Source organism: Streptomyces sp. NPDC088707, from assembly GCF_044752725.1.
In the GTDB taxonomy this organism is placed as follows: domain Bacteria; phylum Actinomycetota; class Actinomycetes; order Streptomycetales; family Streptomycetaceae; genus Streptomyces.
This window is the reverse complement of record NZ_JBIVLV010000006.1, coordinates 293,133-314,957: the sequence shown is the minus strand read 5'-3', so window position 1 is coordinate 314,957 and position 21,825 is coordinate 293,133. Positions and strand designations below refer to the sequence as shown.

The window sequence follows — 21,825 nt, the reverse complement described above, 5'->3', positions numbered from 1 at the left end:
TCCAGCTCGTCGCGGGCACCCGGAGCGGAGGCAACCATTCCGGCTCGGGCCGCGTCGTACGCCTGTACGCCGATCCACTCGGGAGGGGAACACATGCCCACGGACCCGCAGCACCCACGACGTGGCCCACGGCTGCTCGCCCGGGTCCTCGCGCCCCTCCTCGCCGCCCTCGTCCTCGTCCTGACCCCGGCCACCCTCGTCCCCGGCGCCGCCGCCGGCGCCGCCGAGGCCGTCTCCGTCTGCCAGGGCCGGCCCACCCGGACCATCACCTTCGCCACCGGCGAGCTCCGCCTCTACCGCACCCGCCACTACGCCTGCGCCGTCACCGTCGCCAAGCGCCCCGGCGCGCGCCGGCCGATGGTCGTCTCCCTCCAGCCGCGCGGCGGACGTCCCGCCGTCCGGGCCGGCCGGTTCGACCGGCAGGCCGGTCCCGTCACCGTCCACGCCCTCAACCGCTGCGTCCGGGCGAGCGGTTCGGTGGCCGGACGGGGTACGTCCACCGGCTGGATCCTGTGCTGATGCACAGTTATCTGCACCCCATTCTCCTCGTTGATCGCGGTGTTGGTCATCACGATCAAGGAGAGCGAAGTGGATCTACGTCACGAACTGATGGAGGGTCGGGCCCAGCTGCCCCGCGCTGGTGCCGTGGTGGAAACCGGTGAGGCCCACCCTCCCTTCATTGTTGTCAACGGCCTCGGGCACGAGGTGGAGCCGGTCACCGCGTACCTGCGCGACCTGGCGCTGAGTGACAGCAGCCCGCTGACTGCACGTAGCTACGCCTTCGGGATGCTGCGCTGGTTCCGACTGCTGTGGCTGCTCGATGTGGCCTGGGAACGGGCGACCGAGGCGGAGACCGCCGTCCTGACCGGCTGGCTACGTACGGCCCCGAACCCGCAGCGCCGACGGCGCAACCCGCAGTCGCCGCCTCCGGGAACGGTCAATCCGCGGACCGGGAAGCCGTACCTCAGCCCCGGGTACGCACCGACGACGATCAACCACGCCCTGTCGGTAGTAAGCGGCTTCTACACGTTCCATGCGCACTACGGACGCGGTCCGGTGGCGAACCCGGTGCCTGTCTCGTCGCAGCGGCGCCGGGCCTTGAGTCACCTGAGCCCGCTGGCGCCCAAGCCGGTGTTGGGCCGGGCCAGGCTGCGCCAGAAGGTTGCCAGCCGGCTGCCGCGCTCCATCCCGGATCCGCTGTGGGACGAGCTGTTCGCGGCCATGGGTTGCGAACGGGACCGAGCCCTGCTCGACTGCTACGTCTCCAGCGGCGCCCGGGCGGAGGAATTGCTCGGTGTCGGCACCGACGACATCCACTGGGCTAAGCCGGGCCTCTACGTCATCACCAAGGGCACCCGGGAACGCGAGCTCGTGCCGATCTCGCCGGAGGCATGCGTCCGGCTGGCCCGCTACCTGGACAGCGTCGGCACGCCGGAGGTCGGCCAGCCCGTCTGGCGCACGCGGCACGGTCAGGACCGGCCTCTGACCTACTGGGCGATGCGTCGGGTGGTGCAGCGGGCCCAGCAGAGCCTGCGTACGAACTGGACGCTTCACGACCTGCGCCACACCGCGGCCCACCGGATGGCCAACGGCGGCAAGCTCACGCTGCCCGAGGTCCAGGCGGTGCTGCGCCATGCGAACATCCAGACCACCAGCCGCTACCTGGCGGTGCGGGTCGAGGAGATCTTCGACGCCCTGCTGGAGCACTACAACCAGCCGCGCCCCCAGGTGAGTTACCCGACCGGCTACGCTGCCGACGACATCGCGGCGGTGTTCGGTGCCTAAGACCGCCGCGAGCCCTACCACCGGCGTCAGCCGCCGCCACGGCCCGATCGCCGAGGGCCTGGATTACCCCAGCCGGTTCGTCGGTGGCCCCATGACAGCCGAGCCGGCCACCACTGCCACGCCGCCCCGCCCGTTCGGCGACCTCTCCCGCACCAGTTCGCGATCGATCGCGAGGCTGGTCGTCGACACCTGGGACGGAGGTACGTCAACGCGCCAGCAGCGAGGCCAGGCCGCCCGGCTCTTGCTGGACTACCTGGCCGGTTACCCCGGTCTGACCTGGCAGGAGCGGTGGGACGCCAGCCCGGTCGGCAAGGGACTCGCCCACGTCAATGACCTGGAGTGCCGCCGCAGCCCCAGCGTCAAACTCACCACCGGCCTGCGAGCCCTGATCTGCCTGCGCGTCATCCAGCCGTCCCTGGTGGCCTTCCGGCGCCATCACATGACCGGCTTCGCAGCCCACTTCATCTCCGCCCAGAGCGACCCGCTGCTGGACGAGTTCGCCAAGCAGGTCGAGGTGCACCAGCACACCTACGCGCACCGCACCGAGGCCCTGTTCGACCTGTGCGTTCTGCTCGCCGTCCAGGGGGTCGCACTGAGCGACGTAACGGCGCCTGCGCTGCTGCACTTCGCACAGGAGAACCGGCGGGCCTGGTCGGTGCTGGACCCCGGGAACAAGGTCGGAAACCGCCTCCGCGGCCAAGGTGTGTGGCACGTGCTCCACGCCATGGGCCACCTTCCACCGGCCGTCCCGGCAACGATGCGCGCCGCTCTCATGCGGGGCCAGAAGAGCATCGAGGAGCTCATCGACCTCTACCCGATCCGCAACCAGGCCGTTCGCGGCCTGCTGATCGACTATTTCACCCGGCGCCGCGCGGACACCGACTACGCCACCTTGAAGAACCTGGTTCTGCACCTGGCCCACCACTTCTGGGAGAAGATCGAACGCCTCAACCCCGACCAGGGTGACCTGCGGATCTCCCCGGAGATCTACACCGCCTGGCGGCAGATGATCGCCGTCAAGGACAACGGTGCTCCGCGCGCCGGGGCGGACAGCCTGGTCATCTCCGTCCGCAGCTTCTATTACGACCTGCACACCTGGGCCGCCCAGGAACCCGAGCGGTGGGCTACGTGGGTCGCTCCTTGCCCGGTCCCGCCCTCCGACCTGCACGGGCTCGGCGCTCGCCGTCGGCGGATCAACGAGCGCAGTGCCGACCGCACTCGCCAGCGTCAGCCGCTGCTGCCGGTGCTCGTCGAGCACGTTGAGTCCCGCTACGACCACTTTCGCCAGCTTCTGCAACTCGCCGAGGAAGCGGTCGAGGGAGAGTCGTTCACCTTCGCCGGCACCAGCTACACACGCGTGCTGAGCGAAGCCGACCGCAAGCTCAGCCGTCACACCGCCCCCATCCCGCCGCGTCTGCGCAACAACGACAGCGGCGAGATGGTCCACATCGCCGCCGAGGAGGAGACCACCTTCTGGGACTGGGCAGCGGTCGAGACGCTGCGGCACTCCGGCGTCCGCGTCGAGGAGCTGTGTGAGCTCACCCACCTGAGCATCCGCCAGTATCAGCGACCCGGTGGCGAGGTCATCGCGCTGCTGGTGATCGCTCCTTCGAAAACCGACCGCGAGCGCGTGATCCCGATGTCCACCGAGCTCTTCCACGTGATCGCCTCGATCATCCGCCGGCACGCTCGCACCGGGCGGCCGATCCCGCTCGTGACTCGCTACGACCCGCACGACAAGGTCTGGAGTCCCCCGATGCCGTTCCTGTTCCAGCGGCAGAACGGCACGGTTCCCGCGATCTTCAACCCCAGCACGATCCAGAACATGATCGAGCGGCGCTGCCTCGCCCTCGCCGAAGTCCACCCCGGCTTCAAGGGGCTGAAGTTCACCCCGCACGACTTCCGCCGGATCTTCATCACCGAACTCGTCAACAGCGGCCTACCGATCCACATCGGTGCGGCTCTGCTCGGACACCTGAATGTCCAGACCACTCGCGGTTACGTCGCGGTGTTCGACGAAGACGTCATCCGCCACTACCAGGAGCACCTCGAACACCGGCGCCAGATCCGTCCCACCGACGAATACCGGGACACCACCTCTGACGAGTGGGACCAGTTCGAGGAGCACTTCGACCGCCGCAAGGTCGAGCTCGGCTCCTCCGGCCGGCCCTACGGCACCCCCTGCCAGCACGAACACGCATGCATCCGCTGCCCGATGCTCCATGTCAATCCCAAGATGCTCGCCCGGCTCTCCGAGCTCGAAGCCAACCTCCTGCAACGCAGGACGCAGGCCGAGTCCGAAGGCTGGATCGGTGAGATCGAGGGCATCGACCTCACCCTCACTTTCCTCCGCGCCAAGCGCGACGAAACACAACGCCGAGACCAGAGGCCGCCTGTCCACCTCGGCATTCCCAAGCCCCGCCCGACCCCCTAGCGACTGGAGCTGTCTCCATGATCGACATACCCGTAGGCCGTCCGCTTCCTGCCGAGTCCGTCACCAGATGAGGACCCCACCTCCCATCGCACCCGCGCGGCTGGCGGCTTCTTCGATGATCGCCAGTCGCTGCGAAATGGCGCCCCTGTGCTCCTCGAAGGTCCGCACGGGCTCCGTTTCCGAGACGATCCTCTCCAGGTTCTCGCGGAGCAGGAGGCATTCCCGCAGGAACTCAGGGACCTGCGAGGGATCGACCTGCAGGTCCGCATCAGCTAGGACCGGAAAGAAGCTGGCGCCCAGCGAACGCACGACTTCCGCGCCCCATACGCGCCAGCGCCAGCTCTCAGCGCCTGCGGAGTCCGAGCACCCGACCGGAACGTCCTGCACCTGCCTCTCGCCGTCTGCACCAACAACAAAGACATCTACCGACAAACTCATGAGCGCAGTGGATCACAGCCTCGACGGCGTGGTCCACGTGGTTCAGGACCATCGATGCTGCGGTCAGCGCGGCGGGATCATCACTCGAACCGGTGAAGTGCAGAGAAGTACAGGAAAGTCCAAGGGTAAGGATCAACTGGGTCTGGCGGTCCACACGTTGCCCCCGCTAGGTTCGCGACACCGTTGTGAACCAAGGGGAGGGTGAATGCGCAAGTCGCTGAGATGGGCGCTGTCGCTTTCGGTGCTCATAGGCACCGTGGCACCGACCGGCGTGGCTACCGCCGCGGACACGGACACGGGCAGCACGGCCGTCGTCGACTCGCAGAGCACGGACATCAAGGACCGCATCCTGGCGATCCCCGGGATGAGCCTGATCGAGGAGAAGCCGTACGCGGGCTACCGCTTCTTCGTCCTGAACTACAAGCAGCCGATCGACCACCGGCGCCCGTGGGCCGGCACGTTCGACCAGCGGATCTCCGTCCTCCACAAGGACACGAGCCGCCCGACCGTCTTCCGCACCAGCGGCTACTCGCTGAGCACGACCCCGAGTCGCGCGGAGCCGACGCGGATCATCGACGGCAACCAGGTCTCCATGGAGTACCGCTTCTTCACGCCGTCCCGTCCCCAGCCCGCCGACTGGTCGAAGCTCGACATCTGGCAGGCGGCCAGCGACCAGCACCGGATCTTCACCGCGCTGAAGAAGATCTACGGCCAGAAGTGGCTCTCCACCGGCGCCTCCAAGGGAGGCATGACCGCCACCTACTCCGAGCGCTTCTATCCGCGCGACATGGACGGTGTCGTCGCCTACGTCGCCCCGAACGACGTGGTCGACAAGGAGGACTCGGCCTACGACCGGTTCTTCGAGACCGTCGGCACCAAGGAGTGCCGCGACCGGCTGAACAACCTGCAGCGCGAGGCCCTCGTCCGCCGCGCGCCCCTGGAGGCCAAGTACAAGGCGTGGGCCGAGTCGGAGGGCCTCACCTTCAACACGGTCGGCACGCTCGACAAGGCCTTCGAGGCCGTCGTCCTCGACTTCGTGTGGGGCTTCTGGCAGTACTACGGCGAGGACGTCTGCGACCAGATCCCGGTCGCGAAGACCGCCACCGACGACGAGGTGTACGGCACGATCGACGCCTTCTCCGGCTGGGCCGCCTACACGGACCAGGGCCTGGAGCCGTACACGCCGTACTACTACCAGGCGGCGACCGAGCTCGGCTCGCCCACGATCAAGCAGCCGCACCTCAAGGGCCTGAGCCGCTACGGCTACCAGCCCGCGAGCAACTTCGTGCCGCGCGAGATCCCCATGAAGTTCAAGCCGCACGCCATGCGCGACGTGGACAACTGGGTCCGCAAGAACGCGAACAAGATGCTGTTCGTGTACGGCGGCAACGACCCGTGGGGCTCCGAGAAGTTCCACCTGGGCAAGAGCGCGCGCGACAGCTACGTGTACGTGGCACCGGGCGCCAACCACGGTGCGAACGTCGCCGGGCTCGTCGAGGCCGAGCGGAACAACGCCACCGCCCGCATCCTCGCCTGGGCCGGCGTCCCCGCCCCCGCCGTCCAGGCGGCGCAGCCCCTGGCCCGCTTCGACGCACGCCTCGACCGGCAGGTCGACGAGGACGCGACGAAGGAGCACGGCCTGCGGCCGTAACCGCTTCGAGGGGGGTGGGGTGCGCCGGACGGCGCGCCCCACCCCCCTCGTCGTGTCAGCCGTGTCCGTGTCGCGGCCGCGAGAGCCGGATCGGCGGTGTCAGCGGCGTCAGCGGTACGACAGGCCGTGTCCGACCGGGTAGAGCACCTTCGCCGGGTCGTCGGCGCTCTGCACCGGGACCGGCAGTCGGCCCCTGGGCCTGGCCCTGCCCGCCAGGACCCGTGCGGCGGCCCGCAGTTCGACATCGGTCCAGGAGTAGGCGGCGAGCGTCGCCCGCTGGCCGGCGATCCGGGCGATGTCGTACGGGTTGCGGATCGCGATCGTCACGACGGGCACCCCGGTCGCGACGAGCCGTGCCACGAGCGTGCGCTGCGAGCTGGTCGCGGTGACGTTGTACGTGCCCACCACGACGACGTCCCTGCCCGCGGCGGCCGCCACCGCCTCCTCGATCTTCGCGGCCGTCGGGGTGATCCCGGTGGAGAGCGCGGTCGCGGTGAACCCCAGCTCCGTCAGCGCGGTCGCGAGCGTCGTCGTCGGAGGGCCCGTCGTACCGGACGGGGAGGCCGGATCGGCGCCGACGACGAGGACCGAGCCGTGGCGGGCCGGGCTCAGCGGCAGGAGACCGCCCTCGTTGGTGAGCAGGGTCGTGGTGGCCTCGGCGATCCGGTCGGCCTGGGCGAGATGGGCGGCGGTGCCGACCACCCGATCGACGCCGGCCCGGGTGACGTACGCGTTCCGGAACAGACCGAGCTTCGCCTTGAGCCGCAGGATCCGCAGGATCGATTCGTCGAGCCGGGCCTCCGTCAGTTCGCCGTCCCCGACGGCCTTCAGGACCGCGTTCCAGGCCACGTCCAGCTTCGGCGGGTTGAGCAGCTGGTCCACCCCGGCCTTCAGGGCGAGGACCGGGACGCGCGCGTCGCCGTACTTGGTGCGCACCCCCTCCATGCCGAGCGCGTCGGTGACCACCACCCCGTCGTAGCCGAGCTCCTCGCGGAGGATGCCGGTGAGGATCGGCCGGGACAGCGTCGCCGGGTCCTCGCTCGGGTCGAGTGCCGGGACCACGATGTGCGCGGTCATGATCGAGTCGATCCCGGCGGCGATCGCGGACCGGAACGGCGGGGCGTCGAGCGCGTTCCACTGCGCCCGCGTGTGGGTGATCGTCGGCAGCCCGTAGTGGCTGTCGACGGCGGTGTCGCCGTGCCCGGGGAAGTGCTTGGACGTGGCCGCGACCCCGGCCCGCTGGTAGCCCTTGACCTGCGCGGCGACCATACGGGCGACCGCCGCCGGGTCGGAGCCGAAGGAGCGGACGCCGATGACCGGGTTGGCCGGGTTGACGTTGACGTCGGCGACCGGGGCGTAGTTCTGCCGGATGCCGACCGCCGCCAGCTCCGCGCCCGCGATCTGCGCCGCCCTGCGGGAGTCCGCGAGCGAACCGCCGGCGCCGAGGGCCATCGCGCCGGGCACCAGGGTGGCGGGCTCGCCCACCCGGCAGACGATGCCGTGCTCCTGATCGGTGGAGATGAGCGCGGGGATCGGCGTGTGCTGCGCGAGCGCCGCCTGCTGGATGCCGTTGGACAGCGCGGCGATCTGCTGCGGGTCGCGGGTGTTGTGGGCCCAGGAGAAGTAGATGACACCGCCCACGTGGTAGCGCTCGACGAGCTCGGCGGCCGTACGGACACCGATCTCCGCGAGGTTGGCGTCGATGTCGGCCTGGTCGGGTGCCGTGGCGGAGTGGCCGTACACCCGCATCACGAAGAGCTGGCCGACCTTCTCCTCGATCGACATGCGGTCGATGATCCGCCGGAGCTTCCGGTCGTCGTGCCGGCCCTGTCCGGCGAGGGCGGGGGTGCTGACCCCGGTGACGGCGGCCGCTGCCGCGGCGGCGGTCACCGTGAGGAGGGTGCGTCGGGAGGGGGCGGGGGCGCGGTGGTGCACTGATGCTCCTTCCGGCCGTGCGAGGTTGAAGGAATCCATGCGCGAGATCCTCGGAAGCCGCCTTTGAAGGAAACTTCCAAGGAGTCACGGATAGCCCGAAAGTAACTGCCAGGTCAAGGACCCGCGCACGAATCGCCCACGGCGGCGATCCCGGGCCAGAGCTCCTGGAGCGTACGGACCGTCTCCCGGATCGCCGGGCGCCGCGCCGCCCCGGTCCGCCACATGGCGTGCAGGCGGCGCGTCGGCATCGGGTCCAGCCGCACCGGCGCCACCTCCGGCGGCAGGGCCCCGCGCCCCAGGCGCGGCACCAGCGCGATGCCCAGACCGGCGGCGACCAGGGCGACCTGTGTGTGGTTCTCCTCCGCCTGATGGACGATCAGCGGCTCGAAGCCCGTCTCCCGCAGCGTCCGCGTCAGCCAGTCGTGGCAGACCGTCCCCGGCGGCTGCGAGATCCACCGCTCCGCCGCCAGCTCCTCCCGGCGCACCGAGTCCCGCGCGGCCAGCGGATGGTCCCGGTGGACGAGGATGTCGCACAGGTCGTCGCCGACGACCGCCTGCTCGACCCCCGGCGGCACGGGAAGCGGGGCGATGTCCCAGTCGTGCGCGACCGCCAGGTCGATGACCCCGCGCGCCACCAGGTCGATCGACACGTGCGGGTCCACCTCCGAGAGCCGGGCGTCGACCTCGGGATGGACCCGGCCCAGCTCCGCGAGCACCCGGGGCATCAGCCCGCGCGCCGCGCTCGCGAAGCAGCCGATGTCGAGGCGCCCGGCGGGCCGGCCGCGCCGCTCCTCGATCCGTACCTCCGCCTCCTCCACGAGGGCGAGCAACTGGCGGGCGGTGGCGGCGAGGTGGTGGGCGTCGTCGGTGAGGCGGATGCCGCGGCCGCTGCGTTCGAGCAGGGTCGTACGGGTCTCCCGCTCCAGCTTCGCGATCTGCTGGGAGACCGCGGACGGCGTGTAGCCGAGGGCGGTGGCGGCGGCGCCGACGCTGCCGTGGACGGCGACGGCGTGCAGGGCGCGCAGACGGCCGAGATCCAGCACGGGCGTTCCTCCTCTTCGACGGGCGGGGGCGCACGGGCGAGGCGTCACCGCATCCCCGTCGTACGTCATGGATGAAGCGTTGCTACATCCCACCATGAAGAAGCCCGTGCTGGTGCTACACGGTCGTGGCGGCCATGCTCGATCGCATGCGCCCCGCCCACCTCGCCCTCGCCGCCCTGGTCGCCGCCGTCTGGGGAGTCAACTTCGTCGTCATCGAGATCGGCCTCGACCACTTCCCGCCGCTGCTCTTCTCCGCCCTCCGCTTCCTCGCCGCCGCCCTGCCCGCCGTGTTCCTGGTGGGCCGGCCCACCGTGGCCTGGAAGTGGATCCTGGCGGTGGGACTCGTCCTCGGCGTCGCCAAGTTCGGGCTCCTCTTCACCGGCATGGACCTCGGCGCCCCCGCCGGGCTCTCCTCCCTCGTCCTCCAGGTCCAGGCCGTCTTCACCGCCCTCTTCGCCTTCGCCGCCCTCGGCGAACGCCCCGGGCGCCTCAAGCTCGCGGGCATGGGGGTCGCCCTGGTGGGCATCAGTGTGGCGGCGGCCGACGAGGGCGGGGCCGGATCCCTCCTCGGCTTCGCCCTGGTGATCGCCGCGGCGGCCTGCTGGGGCGTCTCCAACGTCCTGACCCGCAAGGCCTCCCCGCCGGACGCGCTCAACTTCATGGTCTGGGTCAGCGCCGTGCCCGTCCTGCCGCTGCTCGGCCTCTCCCTGCTCCTGGAAGGACCGGACCGCGACCTCGCGGCCCTGCGCGGGCTCGACTGGACCGGCGTCGGCGTCATCGTCTACGTCGCCTGGATCACGACCGTCTTCGGCTTCGGCGCCTGGGGCCGGCTGCTCCGCCGCTACCCGGCCTCCTCCGTCGCCCCCTTCTCCCTCCTCGTGCCCGTCTTCGGGATGTCCTCGGCGGCGCTCGTCCTGGGCGAGGGGGTGAGCCCGGCCCGCTGGTGCGCGGCGGCGCTGCTCGTCGGGGGAGTGGCCCTGACGTCGTTCGCACCCGGCAGGCGGGCCACCGGCGGGGTCGGTGGGGCTGGTGGTGCCGGTGGGGCCGGTAATCCCGTGGCACCGCCCGAGCCCGTGGCCGTATCGTCGACCGGCCGCCCGCTCGGCGAGGATCGGCGTACGACCCGCGAGGAAAGGCCCGCATGACCTTCGAGAACATCACCGTGGACGCCCCCGGACCCGTCCCCGGGGCCGTGCTGCTCGCCGGCATCCCCGGCAGCGGGAAGTCCACCGTCGCGGCCGCCCTCGCGGCCCGCTTCGCCCGGGCGGCGCACATCGAGGTCGACGAGCTCCAGTCCCTCATCGTGAGCGGCTGCCACTGGCCGAGCCCGGACGGCGACCCCGAGGCGGACCGCCAGATCCTGCTGCGCGCCCGCAACGCCTGCCTCCTCGCCGGCAGCTTCGCCGCGGCCGGCTTCCTCCCGGTCCTCGACGACGTGGTCGTACGCCGCTCCCACCTGGACTACTACCGCGCCCATACGACGGCGGACGCGCTCCAGGTGGTGATCCTGGCCCCCGGCCCCGACAAGGCCTGGGAGCGCAACAACGCCCGCGACAAGCGCCTGACGACCAGCTGGGCCTTCCTGGACGAGGCGATGCGCGCGGAGCTGTCGGACGAGGGCGTCTGGATCGACAACGCGGACCTGACGGTGGCGGAGACGGTGGACGCGGTCCTCGCGGCGACGGGCCTGACCCCGCCGAAGTAGCCCGTCGGATCCCCACGGGGGTGGGATCCGACGGGCTCGTCGTCGCGTCCGCGGCGTCGTGGTCAGGCGAACATGTCGGCCAGCAGCTCGGGGCCGATCACGATCGGCGCCGGGCGGTAGGCGGGCGGCTGCGTGCCCATCAGCTCGCGGACCAGGAAGTCCCAGCAGCGGGTGCGGACATGGGCCAGACAGTCGATGAAGGCGTGCTCGGCGCCCGGCACGACGTGCACTTCGACGTCCTTGCCGGCGGCGAGGAGCCGGTCGGCGAACCGCAGGGTCTGGTGCGGGTGGACCTGGTCGTCCATGTCGCCGTGCACGAGCAGAAGCTTGCCGGCCAGCCGGTCGGCGAGGTCCAGGTTGGACGTCCGGGCCCAGACCTCCGGGGCGTCCGCGCCGTCGTAGGACTCGACGAAGCCGGCGTTGAAGGTGCAGGCGTCGTGCGAGCCGGAGAGGGCGGCCCCGGCCTTGAACGTCGCGGGGAAGTCCAGCATCGCGCGGGCGGCGGCGAACCCGCCCCCGGAGTGACCGAGGACGCCGACCCGCGCCAGGTCCATCCACGGCCGGGTCTCGGCCAGCTGCCCCAGGGCCGCGACATGGTCGGCCAGGGAGCCGGCGTCGGCCAGGCGGCCGAAGGAGGCGTCGTGGAAGGCCTTGCTCCGGCCCGGGGTGCCCCGGCCGTCGAGCGCGACGACCACGAAGCCGAGCGCCGCCAGAGGTTCGGCGTCCATGCCCATGCCGCCGGGGTCGAAGCACGGGGCGACCCGGTTGACCTGCGGACCCGGGTAGAGGTTGTCCACCACCGGGTAGGACCGGGCGGGGTCGAAGTCCCGCGGCCGGTACAGCACTCCGTAGACATCGGTCTCGCCGTCGGCCGCCTTGACGCGGAAGCGCTCCGGCGCGGTCCACCCGGTGGCGGCGAGCTTGGTGATGTCGGCCCGCTCCAGCTCGACGAGCACGCGCCCGGTCCAGTCGCGGACCGTGGTGACGGGGGCGGTGGCGACGGTGGACGCGGAGTCGATGAAGTACTCCTGGTCGTACGGGGTTTCCGGCAGGACGGCGATGTGGTCGAGCGTGTCGTCGGTGACCCGGGCGAAACCGGAGCCGTCCAGGCCGACCCGGCACACCGTGCGCCGGTACGGGTCCTCGTCGACGAGCCCGGATGCCGTGAAGTACACGACGCGGGCGGCCTCGTCGACGCGCAGGATCTGCCGCACCAGCCACGGCCCTGAGGTGACCCGGCCGAGCAGCTCGCCGGTGTGCAGGTCGTAACGGTAGAGGTGGCCCCAGCCGTCGCGCTGCGAGAACCACAGCACCTCGTCGGCGAGCACCCGCACGAGCGGCGGCTCGGTCATCCACTGGTTGGGCTCCACCCGGGTCTCCCCGGACTCGCGGATCACGGTGGTGACCTCGCCGGTGACCGGGTCGAGCCGGTTCAGGGTGAGGGAGTGCTGGTCCCGGGGCCGGGCGAGGAAGTAGACGGCGGAGCCGTCCGCCGCCCACCACGCCCACTTCACGGTGATCGGCGAGACATGGGTCATGATCAGCGGTTCCGCGCCGGCACGGACCACCGTGCCCTCGGCGACGTCGAGGACGACCAGCTCGGCCAGCGGCAGGTGCTCGTCCCCGGGGTACGCGTACGGCTGGGTGTGCAGGCGGGGCGCGCCTCCGTCGGCGGGCATCGCCTCCACGAGGTGGGTCCTGCGGACCTCGCGCTCGTCGGTCCGGTGGGCGAGCACCTTCGTCGAGTCCGGCGACCAGGCGACCGCGGGCGGCAGGTACGGCACGCCGAGCTTGCGCAGCAGGGTGGGGTTGCCGGTCGCGGCGGGACCGGGACCGTAGGCGTGACCGGGTGCGCCGTCGGTGGTCAGGGGCCACTCGCGGCCGTCGGACAGCGAGCGGGCCCACAGGTCGTGCCCCCGCTGGGACACCGCGGTCTTCCCGTCGGGCGCCGTCACGTCCAGCGGGTTGCCCGGGGCGGTGAACTCGGCCGGCTCGCAGACGTAACTGACCAGGTCACAGCGCCAGTACGCGCCGAACGCCACGAACCTGACCTCGTCCTCGCCCGGTTCGATGCCGGGGAACGGCAGGGCCTCGGGGTCGACCCGCTCCCCGGAGGCGGCGGCCAGCGAGGCGGCAAGCCGGGCGTGGTCGAAGACCGGCTCACGCGTGCCCGCCGCCGGGTCGACCAGCATGAACCGCCTGCCGGCCCCGTTGCTCACCGCGTACCAGAACCGGGCGCCCCCGTCGATCCACTGCGGCCTGACCTTGTCACCGACGACGAGCTCGCCCGGGCGGGCGGGACGACGGAGAAGCTGCTCGGCGGCCTGGTAGTTCTGAGTGGTGCTCATTCTGTCTTTCCGTCCTCGGAGTTCGTCGTGCGGGATCTGGGGGCATCGGGGGAGCGGGGGCGCGCCGCCGGGGTGGTTCAGAGGCTGCGGGCGGTGATGTCGCCGTACGAGGTGGTGGCGTGGATGTTCAGGCCGGCGGCGGCGCCGTCGGTGTTGGTGAGGGCGTTGTGGACGCGGCCGTAGGCGGTGCCGGCGTTCAGGGTGGCGGAGACGCCGCGGGCGGCGCCGACCGCGATCTCGCCGGACTCCGTGCGCAGCACGACCGTGCCCTCCGTGGCCTCGGCGATGCGGAGGTCGCCCTTCCTGGTGCTGATCTCGGCGGGGCCGCCGAGGTGGCCGACCGTGATGTCGCCGGCGAGCAGGGCGATGCGGGCGCCCGCGGTCTCGTCGAGCTTGACCGTGCCCTGTGCCCCCTCGACGGTGACGTCGCCGAGCCGTCCCACGCCGCGGAGTTCGGCGGCGGCGGTCTTCGCCTCGACGCGGGAGCCGGCGGGGAGCTGGACGGTCACCTCGACGGAGCCGGGGTCGCCGAGGATCTTGTTCTTGGCGGGAGCGGCGACGATCCGTAGGACGCCGTCGGCGAACGCGACGGTGATGTCTTCGGCGGCCTTCACGTCGTTGCCCTTGGCGGCGTTCGTGGGGCGGATGTCGACGGTGGCGTCGGCGCGGTCGGAGGCGATGAGCTGGATGCGGCCGGCCGGGAGGTCGAGGACGGCGGCGATGGCGGCGGTGGTGGCGAACTTCTGCACGGTTCTTCTCCTTCTTGGGGCGGGCCCGCTCTTGGGCCGCGCTCTTTCCGATGAGGGAAAAGCTACGTTGCGTTCACGAGACTGGCAATGCGTTCGTTGCGTTGAATCGGTATCTCTGCAGGTAGATTGAAGGATTTCGTTGCAACGGTTTCAAGGCTAATGCAACGTCAGAAGTGCGTTGCGTTGCAATGGAATGGAGGTGAACGCACTGTGGGGGTGCGCCGGGCGCTCAGGGCGCCGTCCGGGCGCTTCCGGCGTCCGCGCGGGGCGCGTGTCGACGGTGTCTCGGCGCCAGGAGCCGGTGTCGGCAGCGGTAGTCGGCGAGGCGGACGCGCGCCCTGGGCCTGGCCCGTAGCGCCCGGCCGAGGGTCCGCGGCCGGGGCTCCGCGGCCGGGGGGTCCGGCCGTGGGGTCCGGCCGGGGGTCCGAGGAGGCGCCGCGTACGCCGGAGCCGGCTCTCGTGGCCGCGCGGCGGGCCGGCTGTTCGTTCTCGCCGGCGCCTTCTGCTCGGTCGGCGCTCCCGCCGGCGCTTTCGCGCCCTCGGCGGCTCTCGCGTCCTCGGTGGAGCCGGACACGGTCCGGCGTCGACTCCCGCGCCCGTCCGGCCGCTTCACCCTCGCGGCTCCCGGCCTCCGCCGCCCCCCCGCGGCCGTCCGGCCGCGTACCTCCCCGCGCCCCGTCCCCCCCCGTACCTGCGCAGCTCTCGGCCGCGCGCCCCGAGCCCTCGTCCCCCCTTAAGCCTGAGGCCTCAGGCCTCCCGCCTCAGGCCTCCCACCTCAGGCTTCCGGAGGTCGCCCCTCTACCCCCGAGGCCGCCCCGTGGACCCCCGTACCACCAGCTCCGCCGGGACGCGGGCCAGGCCGCCCGCCGGGGGGTCCTCCGTGCCCATCGCCAGGCGGCCCGCTCGTGTCCCCGCCTCGTGCAGCGGCAGGTGGACCGTCGTCAGGGACGGGACCGCGTCGACCGAGAACGGGAGGTCGTCGAAGCCCGCCACCGACACGTCGCCCGGGATCGACAGGCCGCGTTCCCGCAGGGCCGCGCAGACGCCGAGGGCGACCGTGTCGTTGGCGGCGACGACCGCGGTGAGGTCCGGGTCGCGGGCCAGGAGTTCGGCCGTGGCCTCGTAGCCCGCCCGGCGGTCGTACGCGCCGTGGACCGTCGGCCCCTCCGCGACGCCCGCCGCCGTGAGCGCCGCCCGGTGGCCCTCCAGGCGGTGCCGGGTCGTCGTCCGGTCGGCCGGGCCGGCCGCGTAACCGATGCGCCGGTGGCCGAGTTCGAGCAGGTGCTCGGTGAGGCGACGCGCGCCGCCCCGGTTGTCGAAGACGAGCGCGGCCGCGTTCGCGTCGCCGGTGACCGGAGGGCGCCCGCAGAGCACGACCCGGGTTCCCGCCTCCGCGAGCTTGGCCAGCTTGCCGGTCACCGCCGCCAGGTGTTCGGGGTCCTCGATGGAGCCGCCCATGAGGATCACGGCCGCGGCCCGCTGCCGCTGGAGCAGGGTGAGGTAGGTCAGCTCGCGCTCGGGGGAGCCGCCGGTGTTGCAGACGACGGCGAGCTTCTCGCCGCCGCCGCGCCCGGATCCGCCCTCGCCGATGGAGCTCTGCGCCGCGCTCGCCATGACGCCGAAGAACGGGTCGGCGATGTCGTGGACGAGGACGCCGACGAGGTCGGAGGTGGCGGCGGCGAGTGAGCTGGCGGGCCCGTTGAGGACGTAGTCCAGCTCGTCCACGGCCCGCAGGACCCGCTCGCGGGTCGACTCGGCGACCGGGTAGTTGCCGTTGAGGACGCGGGAGACGGTGGCGGGCGAGACCCGTGCGCGAGCGGCCACGTCCGCCAGGGTGACGGTCATCGTGTGCGTACCTCCGGGGCCTTGTCGACGGCGATGTCGGCAGGCTAGCGTCATCGCCGATGGAAAGCGCTTTCTATCGAGGCGCGGAACACCGGGGAGAGGAACCTTTCGTGACACGCAGGACAGTCCGCATCGCCATGAACGGCGTCACCGGACGCATGGGACACCGCCAGCACCTGGTCCGTTCGATCCTCGCCCTGCGCGAACAGGGCGGCCTCGACCTCGGCAACGGCGAGACCCTCTGGCCCGAGCCGGTCCTCGTCGGCCGCCGCGAGCCCGCCCTGCGCGCACTCGCCGAGCGCCACGGCCTCACCGAGTGGTCCACCGACCTCGACGCCGTCCTCGCCGACGACACGATCGACATCTACTTCGACGCCCAGGTCACCTCCGCCCGCGCCGATGCGATCACCAAGGCCGTCCTCGCCGGCAAGCACGTCTACACCGAGAAGCCCACGGCCGCCGACCTCGCCGGGGCCCTGGAGCTCGCCCGGCTCGCCACCGGGAAGGGCGTCAAGCACGGAGTCGTCCAGGACAAGCTGTTCCTGCCGGGCCTGCTCAAGCTCAAGCGCCTCATCGACGGCGGCTTCTTCGGCGAGATCCTGTCCGTGCGCGGCGAGTTCGGCTACTGGGTCTTCGAGGGCGACTGGCAGGACGCCCAGCGCCCCAGCTGGAACTACCGCTCCCAGGACGGCGGCGGCATCGTCGTCGACATGTTCCCGCACTGGGAGTACGTGCTCCACGAGCTGTTCGGCCGCGTCACCTCCGTCACCGCCCAGGTCGCCACCCACGTCCCGCGCCGCTGGGACGAACAGGGCAAGCCCTACGAGGCCACCGCCGACGACGCCGCCTACGGCATCTTCCAGCTGGAGGGCGGCGCCATCGCCCAGATCAACTCCTCGTGGACCGTCCGCGTCAACCGCGACGAACTGGTCGAGTTCCAGGTCGACGGCACCCACGGCTCCGCCGTCGCCGGACTGCGCAACTGCCGTGTCCAGCACCGCTCGGCCACCCCCAAGCCCGTCTGGAACCCGGACATCCCGGCGACCGAGCCCTTCCGCGAGCAGTGGCAGGAGGTCCCCGACAACGCCGAGTTCGACAACGGCTTCAAGGCCCAGTGGGAGCTGTTCCTGCGGCACGTCGTCCTCGACGAGCCGTACCACTGGGACCTCCTCGCGGGCGCCCGCGGCGTCCAGCTCGCCGAACTCGGCCTGAGGTCCGCCGCCGAGGGCCGCCGCCTCGACGTCCCGGAGGTGACCCTGTGATCCGCCTGCCCCAGGTCGGCGGCGGCGTACGGGAGTACACGCCGCGCACCGGGCCGCTGACCCTCGGCGGGGGCGGCCCCCTGACCTCCCGTACGGTCTTCTCCGCCGCCCACGTGGTCGCCGACCCGTACGCCGACACCACCCCCGACTCGCCCGCGGCGGTCGACTGGGACGCCACCCTCGCCTTCCGCCGCCACCTCTGGTCGCACGGCCTCGGGGTCGCGGAGGCCATGGACACCGCGCAGCGGGGGATGGGCCTCGACTGGCCGGGAGCGGCCGAGCTGATCCGCCGCAGCGCGGCCGAGGCGAAGGCGGTGGGCGGCCGGATCGCCTGCGGCGTCGGCACCGACCAGCTCACCGGACCGGAACCGCTCACCGGCCCCGCAGGCCTCGCGGCGGTCCGCAAGGCGTACGAGGAGCAGCTCGCGCTCGTGGAGGAGACCGGCTCCCAGGCGGTCCTGATGGCCTCCCGCGCCCTGGCCGCGGCGGCGTCGGACCCCGAGGACTACCTCGACCTGTACGGACACCTCCTCCGTCAGGCGAGCGAGCCGGTGGTCCTGCACTGGCTCGGCCCGATGTTCGACCCCGCGCTCGACGGGTACTGGGGCTCGGCCGACCTGGACACCGCGACCGAGACGTTCCTGGAGGTCATCGCCGCGCACCCGGACAAGGTCGACGGCATCAAGGTCTCCCTCCTGGACGCCCGGCGCGAGGTCGCACTGCGTCGCCGTCTCCCGGCGGGCGTGCGCTGCTACACGGGCGACGACTTCCACTACCCGGAGCTGATCGCGGGCGACGAACAGGGCTTCAGCCACGCCCTGCTGGGCATCTTCGACCCGCTGGCGCCGCTCGCGGCGGAGGCGGTAAGGACGCTCGACACAGGTGATGTGAACGCTTTCCGTTCCCTCCTCGACCCGACGGTCGCCCTGTCCCGGCACCTCTTCCGGGCGCCGACCCGCTTCTACAAGACGGGAGTCGTCCTGCTCGCCTGGCTCGCCGGCCACCAGGACCACTTCACGATGGTCGGCGGTCTGCAGTCCGCCCGCTCGCTGCCGCACCTCGCGACGGCGTACGAACTGGCCGACGGCCTGGGCCTGTTCCCCGACCCGGCGCTCGCGGAGTCGCGCATGCGCTCCCTCCTGACGGTCCAGGGGGGCCTGTGATGGACCTCGACCGCTTCAGCGTCAACCAGATGACGGTCAAGCAGCTGTCCCTCCCCGACCTGGTCGCCCACTGCGTCCGGCTCGGCGTCCCGGCCGTGGGACTGTGGCGCGAGCCGGTCCAGGAGTACGGCGTCGAGGCGGCGGCCGACCTCGTGCGGGACGCGGGCCTGAAGGTCACCACCCTCTGCCGCGGCGGGTTCTTCACCTCGGACGGCTGGGAGGCGGAGAACCGGGCGGCGATCGACGAGGCGGTCGCGCTCGGCACGGACACCGTCGTGCTGGTCTCCGGCGGCCTCACCCCCGCCTTCCCCGACCTGCCCTCGGCCCGCGCCCGGATCACCGAGGCGATCGGCGTGCTGGCCCCCTACGCGGGCGAACGGGGAATCCGCCTGGCCGTCGAACCCCTGCACCCCATGTACGCCGCCGACCGCTGCGCGGTCTCCACCCTGGACCAGGCGCTGGCCGTCGCCGAGCACTTCCCGCCCGAGCAGGTGGGCGTGGTGGTCGACACGTACCACCTCTGGTGGGACGACCGGGCCCCGGCGGCGGTGGAACGCGCGGGCGCGTCGGGCCGCATCCACTCCTTCCAGCTCGCCGACTGGACCACCCCCCTCCCGGCCGGCGTCCTGACCGGCCGGGGCCGGCTGGGCACCGGCGCGATCGACCTCCGGGCCTGGGCGGACCTGACGGAGAAGGCGGGCTGGACGGGCCCGGTGGAGGTGGAGATCTTCAACGACGACCTGTGGTCGAGGGACGGCGTGGAGGTCCTGGAGGAGACGCTGGAGGACTTCCTGACGGTGTGAGGGCCCGCGGCGGCCGGCCGGTCACCCGCCCGCGTGGCGCACGTCCTGCTGTTCGACCTCCTTGAGCACACGGGCGACCGTGGCGAAGTCGTCGTCCCGGTGCAGCACGGTCGACCCGTGGTGGACCGCCGTGGCGCAGACAAGGAGTTCGATGACGCCCGCCGCGCGGTGCTGCCCCGACGCCGTATGACCTCTACCAGGGCCGTCTTGATCGTGTCCTTCTTCGTGGTCGTACCGAGCAGTTTCGCCGCCTCGGCGAGCACGTCGTCGTCCAGGTCCACGTTGGTCACACCCATGGACACCCCTCGTGGGTCATGTGGCAGGTTCGCCCACGTTTCCCACGTGGTACCGCGCGGGCGAGCCCCCGCCCTGCCACGGGCCGGCCCCCGCTGTCCGACCGGTTCGCTACCGTCAGGTCATGTCCAACGAAGGTCGCGGGCCGGGGTCGGCCGTGCTCGAAGGGGTCCTGGAGCGGATCACCTACGCCAACGAGGAGAGCGGGTACACGGTCGCCCGGGTCGACACCGGGCGCGGGGCCGGGGACCTGCTCACCGTGGTCGGCGCGCTGCTCGGCGCGCAGCCGGGCGAGTCGCTGCGGATGGAGGGCCGTTGGGGCTCGCACCCGCAGTACGGCAAGCAGTTCACCGTCGAGAACTACACGACCCTGCTGCCCGCCACGATCCAGGGCATCCGCCGCTATCTCGGCTCGGGTCTGGTCAAGGGCATCGGGCCGGTCTTCGCCGATCGCATCACCCAGCACTTCGGCCTGGACACCCTCCAGATCCTGGAGGAGGCTCCGGGCCGGCTGATCGAGGTCCCCGGCCTGGGGCCCAAGCGCACGAAGAAGATCAGCGCGGCCTGGGAGGAGCAGAAGGCGATCAAGGAGGTGATGGTCTTCCTCCAGGGCGTCGGCGTCTCCACCTCCATCGCGGTCCGGATCTACAAGAAGTACGGGGACGCCTCGATCTCCGTCGTGCGGAACCAGCCCTACCGGCTCGCCGCCGACGTCTGGGGCATCGGCTTCCTCACCGCCGACAAGATCGCCCAGGCCGTGGGCATACCCCACGACAGCCCCGACCGGGTGAAGGCCGGCCTGCAGTACGCCCTCTCGCAGTCCAGCGACCAGGGGCACTGCTTCCTCCCCGAGGAGCGGTTGATCTCCGAGGCGGTGAAGCTCCTCCAGGTCGACACCGGACTCGTCATCGAGTGCCTCGCCGAGCTGGCCGAGGACCCCGAGGGGGTCGTGCGGGAGACGGTGCCGGGCCCGGAGGGGACGCCCGTCACCGCCGTGTACCTGATCCCCTTCCACCGGGCCGAGCTGTCCCTCGCCGGACAGCTCCGGCGGCTGCTGCGGGCCGAGGAGGACCGGATGCCGGGCTTCCGGGACGTGGCCTGGGACAAGGCCCTCGCCTGGCTCGCGGACCGGACGGGGACCTCGCTCGCGCCCGAGCAGGAGGAGGCCGTCCGGCTCGCGCTGACCCGGAAGGTCGCCGTGCTCACCGGCGGCCCCGGCTGCGGCAAGTCGTTCACGGTCCGCTCCGTCGTGGAGCTGGCCCGCGCCAAGAAGGCCAAGGTCGTCCTCGCCGCCCCCACCGGCCGGGCGGCCAAGCGGCTCGCCGAGCTGACCGGCGCGGAGGCCTCCACCGTCCACCGGCTCCTGGAGCTGAAGCCGGGCGGCGACGCGGCCTATGACCGGGACCGGCCGCTCGACGCGGACCTGGTCGTGGTCGACGAGGCCTCCATGCTGGACCTGCTGTTGGCGAACAAGCTGGTGAAGGCGGTGGCGCCGGGGGCCCATCTGCTCCTCGTGGGTGATGTGGACCAGCTGCCGTCGGTCGGCGCGGGCGAGGTCCTCGGTGATCTGCTGGCCCCGGGAAGCCCCGTACCGGCGGTCCGGCTGACCCGGATCTTCCGCCAGGCGCAGGAGTCCGGCGTCGTCACCAACGCGCACCGGATCAACGCCGGCACCCCGCCGAAGACCGAGGGCCTGCCGGACTTCTTCCTCTTCGTCGAGGAGGAGACCGAGGACGCCGCCCGGGTGGCGGTGGACGTCGCGGCCCGGCGGATCCCGGCCAAGTTCGGTCTCGACCCCCGCCGTGACGTGCAGGTCCTCGCTCCCATGCACCGCGGTCCGGCCGGCGCGGGCTCGCTCAACGGACTGCTGCAGCAGGTCATCACCCCGGGCCGCCCGGATCTGCCGGAGAAGCGGTTCGGCGGCCGGGTCTTCCGCGTGGGTGACAAGGTCACCCAGATCAGGAACAACTACGACAAAGGGGTCAACGGGGTCTTCAACGGCACGGTCGGTGTCGTGACCCAGCTGGACCTCGTCGAGCAGAAGCTGACGGTGCGGACGGACGAGGACGAGGAGGTGCCGTACGACTTCGACGAACTGGACGAGCTCGCCCACGCGTACGCGGTCACCATCCACCGTTCGCAGGGCAGCGAGTATCCGGCCGTGGTGATCCCGGTCACCATGAGTGCCTGGATGATGCTTCAGCGGAACCTGCTCTACACGGCCGTGACCCGGGCGAAGAAGCTCGTGGTCCTCGTCGGCTCCCGGCGGGCGATCGCCCAGGCGGTCCGTACGGTCTCCGCGGGCAGACGCTTTACCGCACTGGCGTTTCGGCTCACAGGGAGCGCCCCCGTGTGAAAGATCACTGAGGG

At 71.8% G+C, this 21,825-nt stretch carries 16 protein-coding genes and 2 pseudogenes; 10 read left to right on the top strand and 8 right to left on the bottom strand.

Annotated features, from left to right (window positions below; genetic code table 11):
* Positions 1-93 precede the first annotated feature (93 nt).
* The 3 genes from ACIP84_RS20400 to ACIP84_RS20390 all read left to right on the top strand — a co-directional run bounded on the left by ACIP84_RS20400 (position 94) and on the right by ACIP84_RS20390 (position 4,219).
* Positions 94-519 (top strand): hypothetical protein, encoded by a 426-nt coding sequence (locus tag ACIP84_RS20400; protein ID WP_355957943.1) that lies wholly within the window; start codon positions 94-96, stop codon positions 517-519.
* Between the two features lie 39 nt (positions 520-558).
* Positions 559-1,785, top strand: a complete 1,227-nt coding sequence (locus ACIP84_RS20395; RefSeq protein ID WP_401799152.1) for a tyrosine-type recombinase/integrase — start codon at positions 559-561, stop codon at positions 1,783-1,785.
* Positions 1,786-1,876: 91 nt separating this feature from the next.
* Positions 1,877-4,219, top strand: a complete 2,343-nt coding sequence (locus ACIP84_RS20390) for a tyrosine-type recombinase/integrase (RefSeq protein WP_401799151.1) — start codon at positions 1,877-1,879, stop codon at positions 4,217-4,219.
* Between the two features lie 60 nt (positions 4,220-4,279).
* Here the strand turns inward: ACIP84_RS20390 and ACIP84_RS20385 are convergent, their stop codons facing one another.
* A complete protein-coding gene (locus ACIP84_RS20385; protein WP_401799150.1) occupies positions 4,280-4,657 on the bottom strand; it encodes a hypothetical protein in 378 nt (125 codons plus the stop codon).
* A 205-nt stretch (positions 4,658-4,862) separates the two neighbouring features.
* Here ACIP84_RS20385 and ACIP84_RS20380 point away from each other — a divergent pair, with 205 nt between their 5' ends.
* Positions 4,863-6,308: an aminopeptidase gene (locus ACIP84_RS20380; RefSeq protein WP_401799148.1), complete on the top strand. Its 1,446-nt coding sequence runs from the start codon at positions 4,863-4,865 to the stop codon at positions 6,306-6,308.
* 108 nt (positions 6,309-6,416) lie between these two features.
* Here the strand turns inward: ACIP84_RS20380 and ACIP84_RS20375 are convergent, their stop codons facing one another.
* Both ACIP84_RS20375 and ACIP84_RS20370 read right to left on the bottom strand, forming a co-directional pair.
* Positions 6,417-8,243, bottom strand: a complete 1,827-nt coding sequence (locus ACIP84_RS20375; RefSeq protein ID WP_401799400.1) for a glycoside hydrolase family 3 protein — start codon at positions 8,241-8,243, stop codon at positions 6,417-6,419.
* A 113-nt stretch (positions 8,244-8,356) separates the two neighbouring features.
* A complete protein-coding gene (locus ACIP84_RS20370; protein WP_401799146.1) occupies positions 8,357-9,286 on the bottom strand; it encodes a LysR family transcriptional regulator in 930 nt (309 codons plus the stop codon).
* Positions 9,287-9,432: 146 nt separating this feature from the next.
* Between ACIP84_RS20370 and ACIP84_RS20365 the strand changes: the two genes are divergently transcribed.
* Positions 9,433-10,431 (top strand): EamA family transporter, encoded by a 999-nt coding sequence (locus ACIP84_RS20365; protein ID WP_401799144.1) that lies wholly within the window; start codon positions 9,433-9,435, stop codon positions 10,429-10,431.
* Entirely contained in the window at positions 10,428-10,991 is a 564-nt protein-coding gene (locus ACIP84_RS20360) for an AAA family ATPase (RefSeq protein WP_401799142.1), read from the top strand. Before ACIP84_RS20365 ends, ACIP84_RS20360 begins: the two co-directional genes overlap by 4 nt.
* A gap of 62 nt (positions 10,992-11,053) precedes the next feature.
* On the opposite strand, the gene ACIP84_RS20355 is transcribed toward ACIP84_RS20360, so the two are convergent.
* From ACIP84_RS20355 to ACIP84_RS20345, 3 genes are all read right to left on the bottom strand, one after another.
* Positions 11,054-13,339 carry a DPP IV N-terminal domain-containing protein gene (locus tag ACIP84_RS20355; RefSeq protein ID WP_401799140.1) on the bottom strand — a complete coding sequence of 762 codons (2,286 nt, stop codon included), beginning with the start codon at positions 13,337-13,339 and terminating at the stop codon, positions 11,054-11,056.
* A gap of 77 nt (positions 13,340-13,416) precedes the next feature.
* A complete protein-coding gene (locus ACIP84_RS20350; RefSeq protein WP_401799139.1) occupies positions 13,417-14,088 on the bottom strand; it encodes a DUF4097 family beta strand repeat-containing protein in 672 nt (223 codons plus the stop codon).
* Positions 14,089-14,886: 798 nt separating this feature from the next.
* Positions 14,887-15,933, bottom strand: a complete 1,047-nt coding sequence (locus tag ACIP84_RS20345; protein ID WP_401799137.1) for a LacI family DNA-binding transcriptional regulator — start codon at positions 15,931-15,933, stop codon at positions 14,887-14,889.
* 110 nt (positions 15,934-16,043) lie between these two features.
* On the opposite strand from ACIP84_RS20345, the gene ACIP84_RS20340 reads away from it, so the two are divergent.
* Genes ACIP84_RS20340 through ACIP84_RS20330 form a run of 3 tightly spaced genes read left to right on the top strand, consistent with a single transcriptional unit; the run spans position 16,044 to position 19,161 of the window.
* Complete coding sequence (locus tag ACIP84_RS20340) at positions 16,044-17,195, top strand: Gfo/Idh/MocA family protein (protein ID WP_401799135.1); 1,152 nt, start codon at positions 16,044-16,046, stop codon at positions 17,193-17,195.
* On the top strand, positions 17,192-18,358 hold the full coding sequence (locus tag ACIP84_RS20335; RefSeq protein ID WP_401799134.1) for a dihydrodipicolinate synthase family protein: 1,167 nt from the start codon (positions 17,192-17,194) through the stop codon (positions 18,356-18,358). The genes ACIP84_RS20340 and ACIP84_RS20335 overlap by 4 nt, the downstream gene beginning before the upstream one ends.
* A complete protein-coding gene (locus ACIP84_RS20330; protein ID WP_401799133.1) occupies positions 18,358-19,161 on the top strand; it encodes a sugar phosphate isomerase/epimerase family protein in 804 nt (267 codons plus the stop codon). The genes ACIP84_RS20335 and ACIP84_RS20330 overlap by 1 nt, the downstream gene beginning before the upstream one ends.
* Positions 19,162-19,182: 21 nt before the next feature.
* Here the strand turns inward: ACIP84_RS20330 and ACIP84_RS20325 are convergent.
* Positions 19,183-19,347: pseudogene (locus tag ACIP84_RS20325) on the bottom strand (VapC toxin family PIN domain ribonuclease); the annotation flags it as partial.
* Positions 19,348-19,385: 38 nt separating this feature from the next.
* Positions 19,386-19,457: pseudogene (locus tag ACIP84_RS20320) on the bottom strand (type II toxin-antitoxin system VapB family antitoxin); the annotation flags it as partial.
* Between the two features lie 122 nt (positions 19,458-19,579).
* Between ACIP84_RS20320 and ACIP84_RS20315 the strand changes: the two are divergent.
* Complete coding sequence (locus ACIP84_RS20315; RefSeq protein ID WP_355957914.1) at positions 19,580-21,811, top strand: ATP-dependent RecD-like DNA helicase; 2,232 nt, start codon at positions 19,580-19,582, stop codon at positions 21,809-21,811.
* The last annotated feature ends 14 nt before the right edge of the window (positions 21,812-21,825 follow it).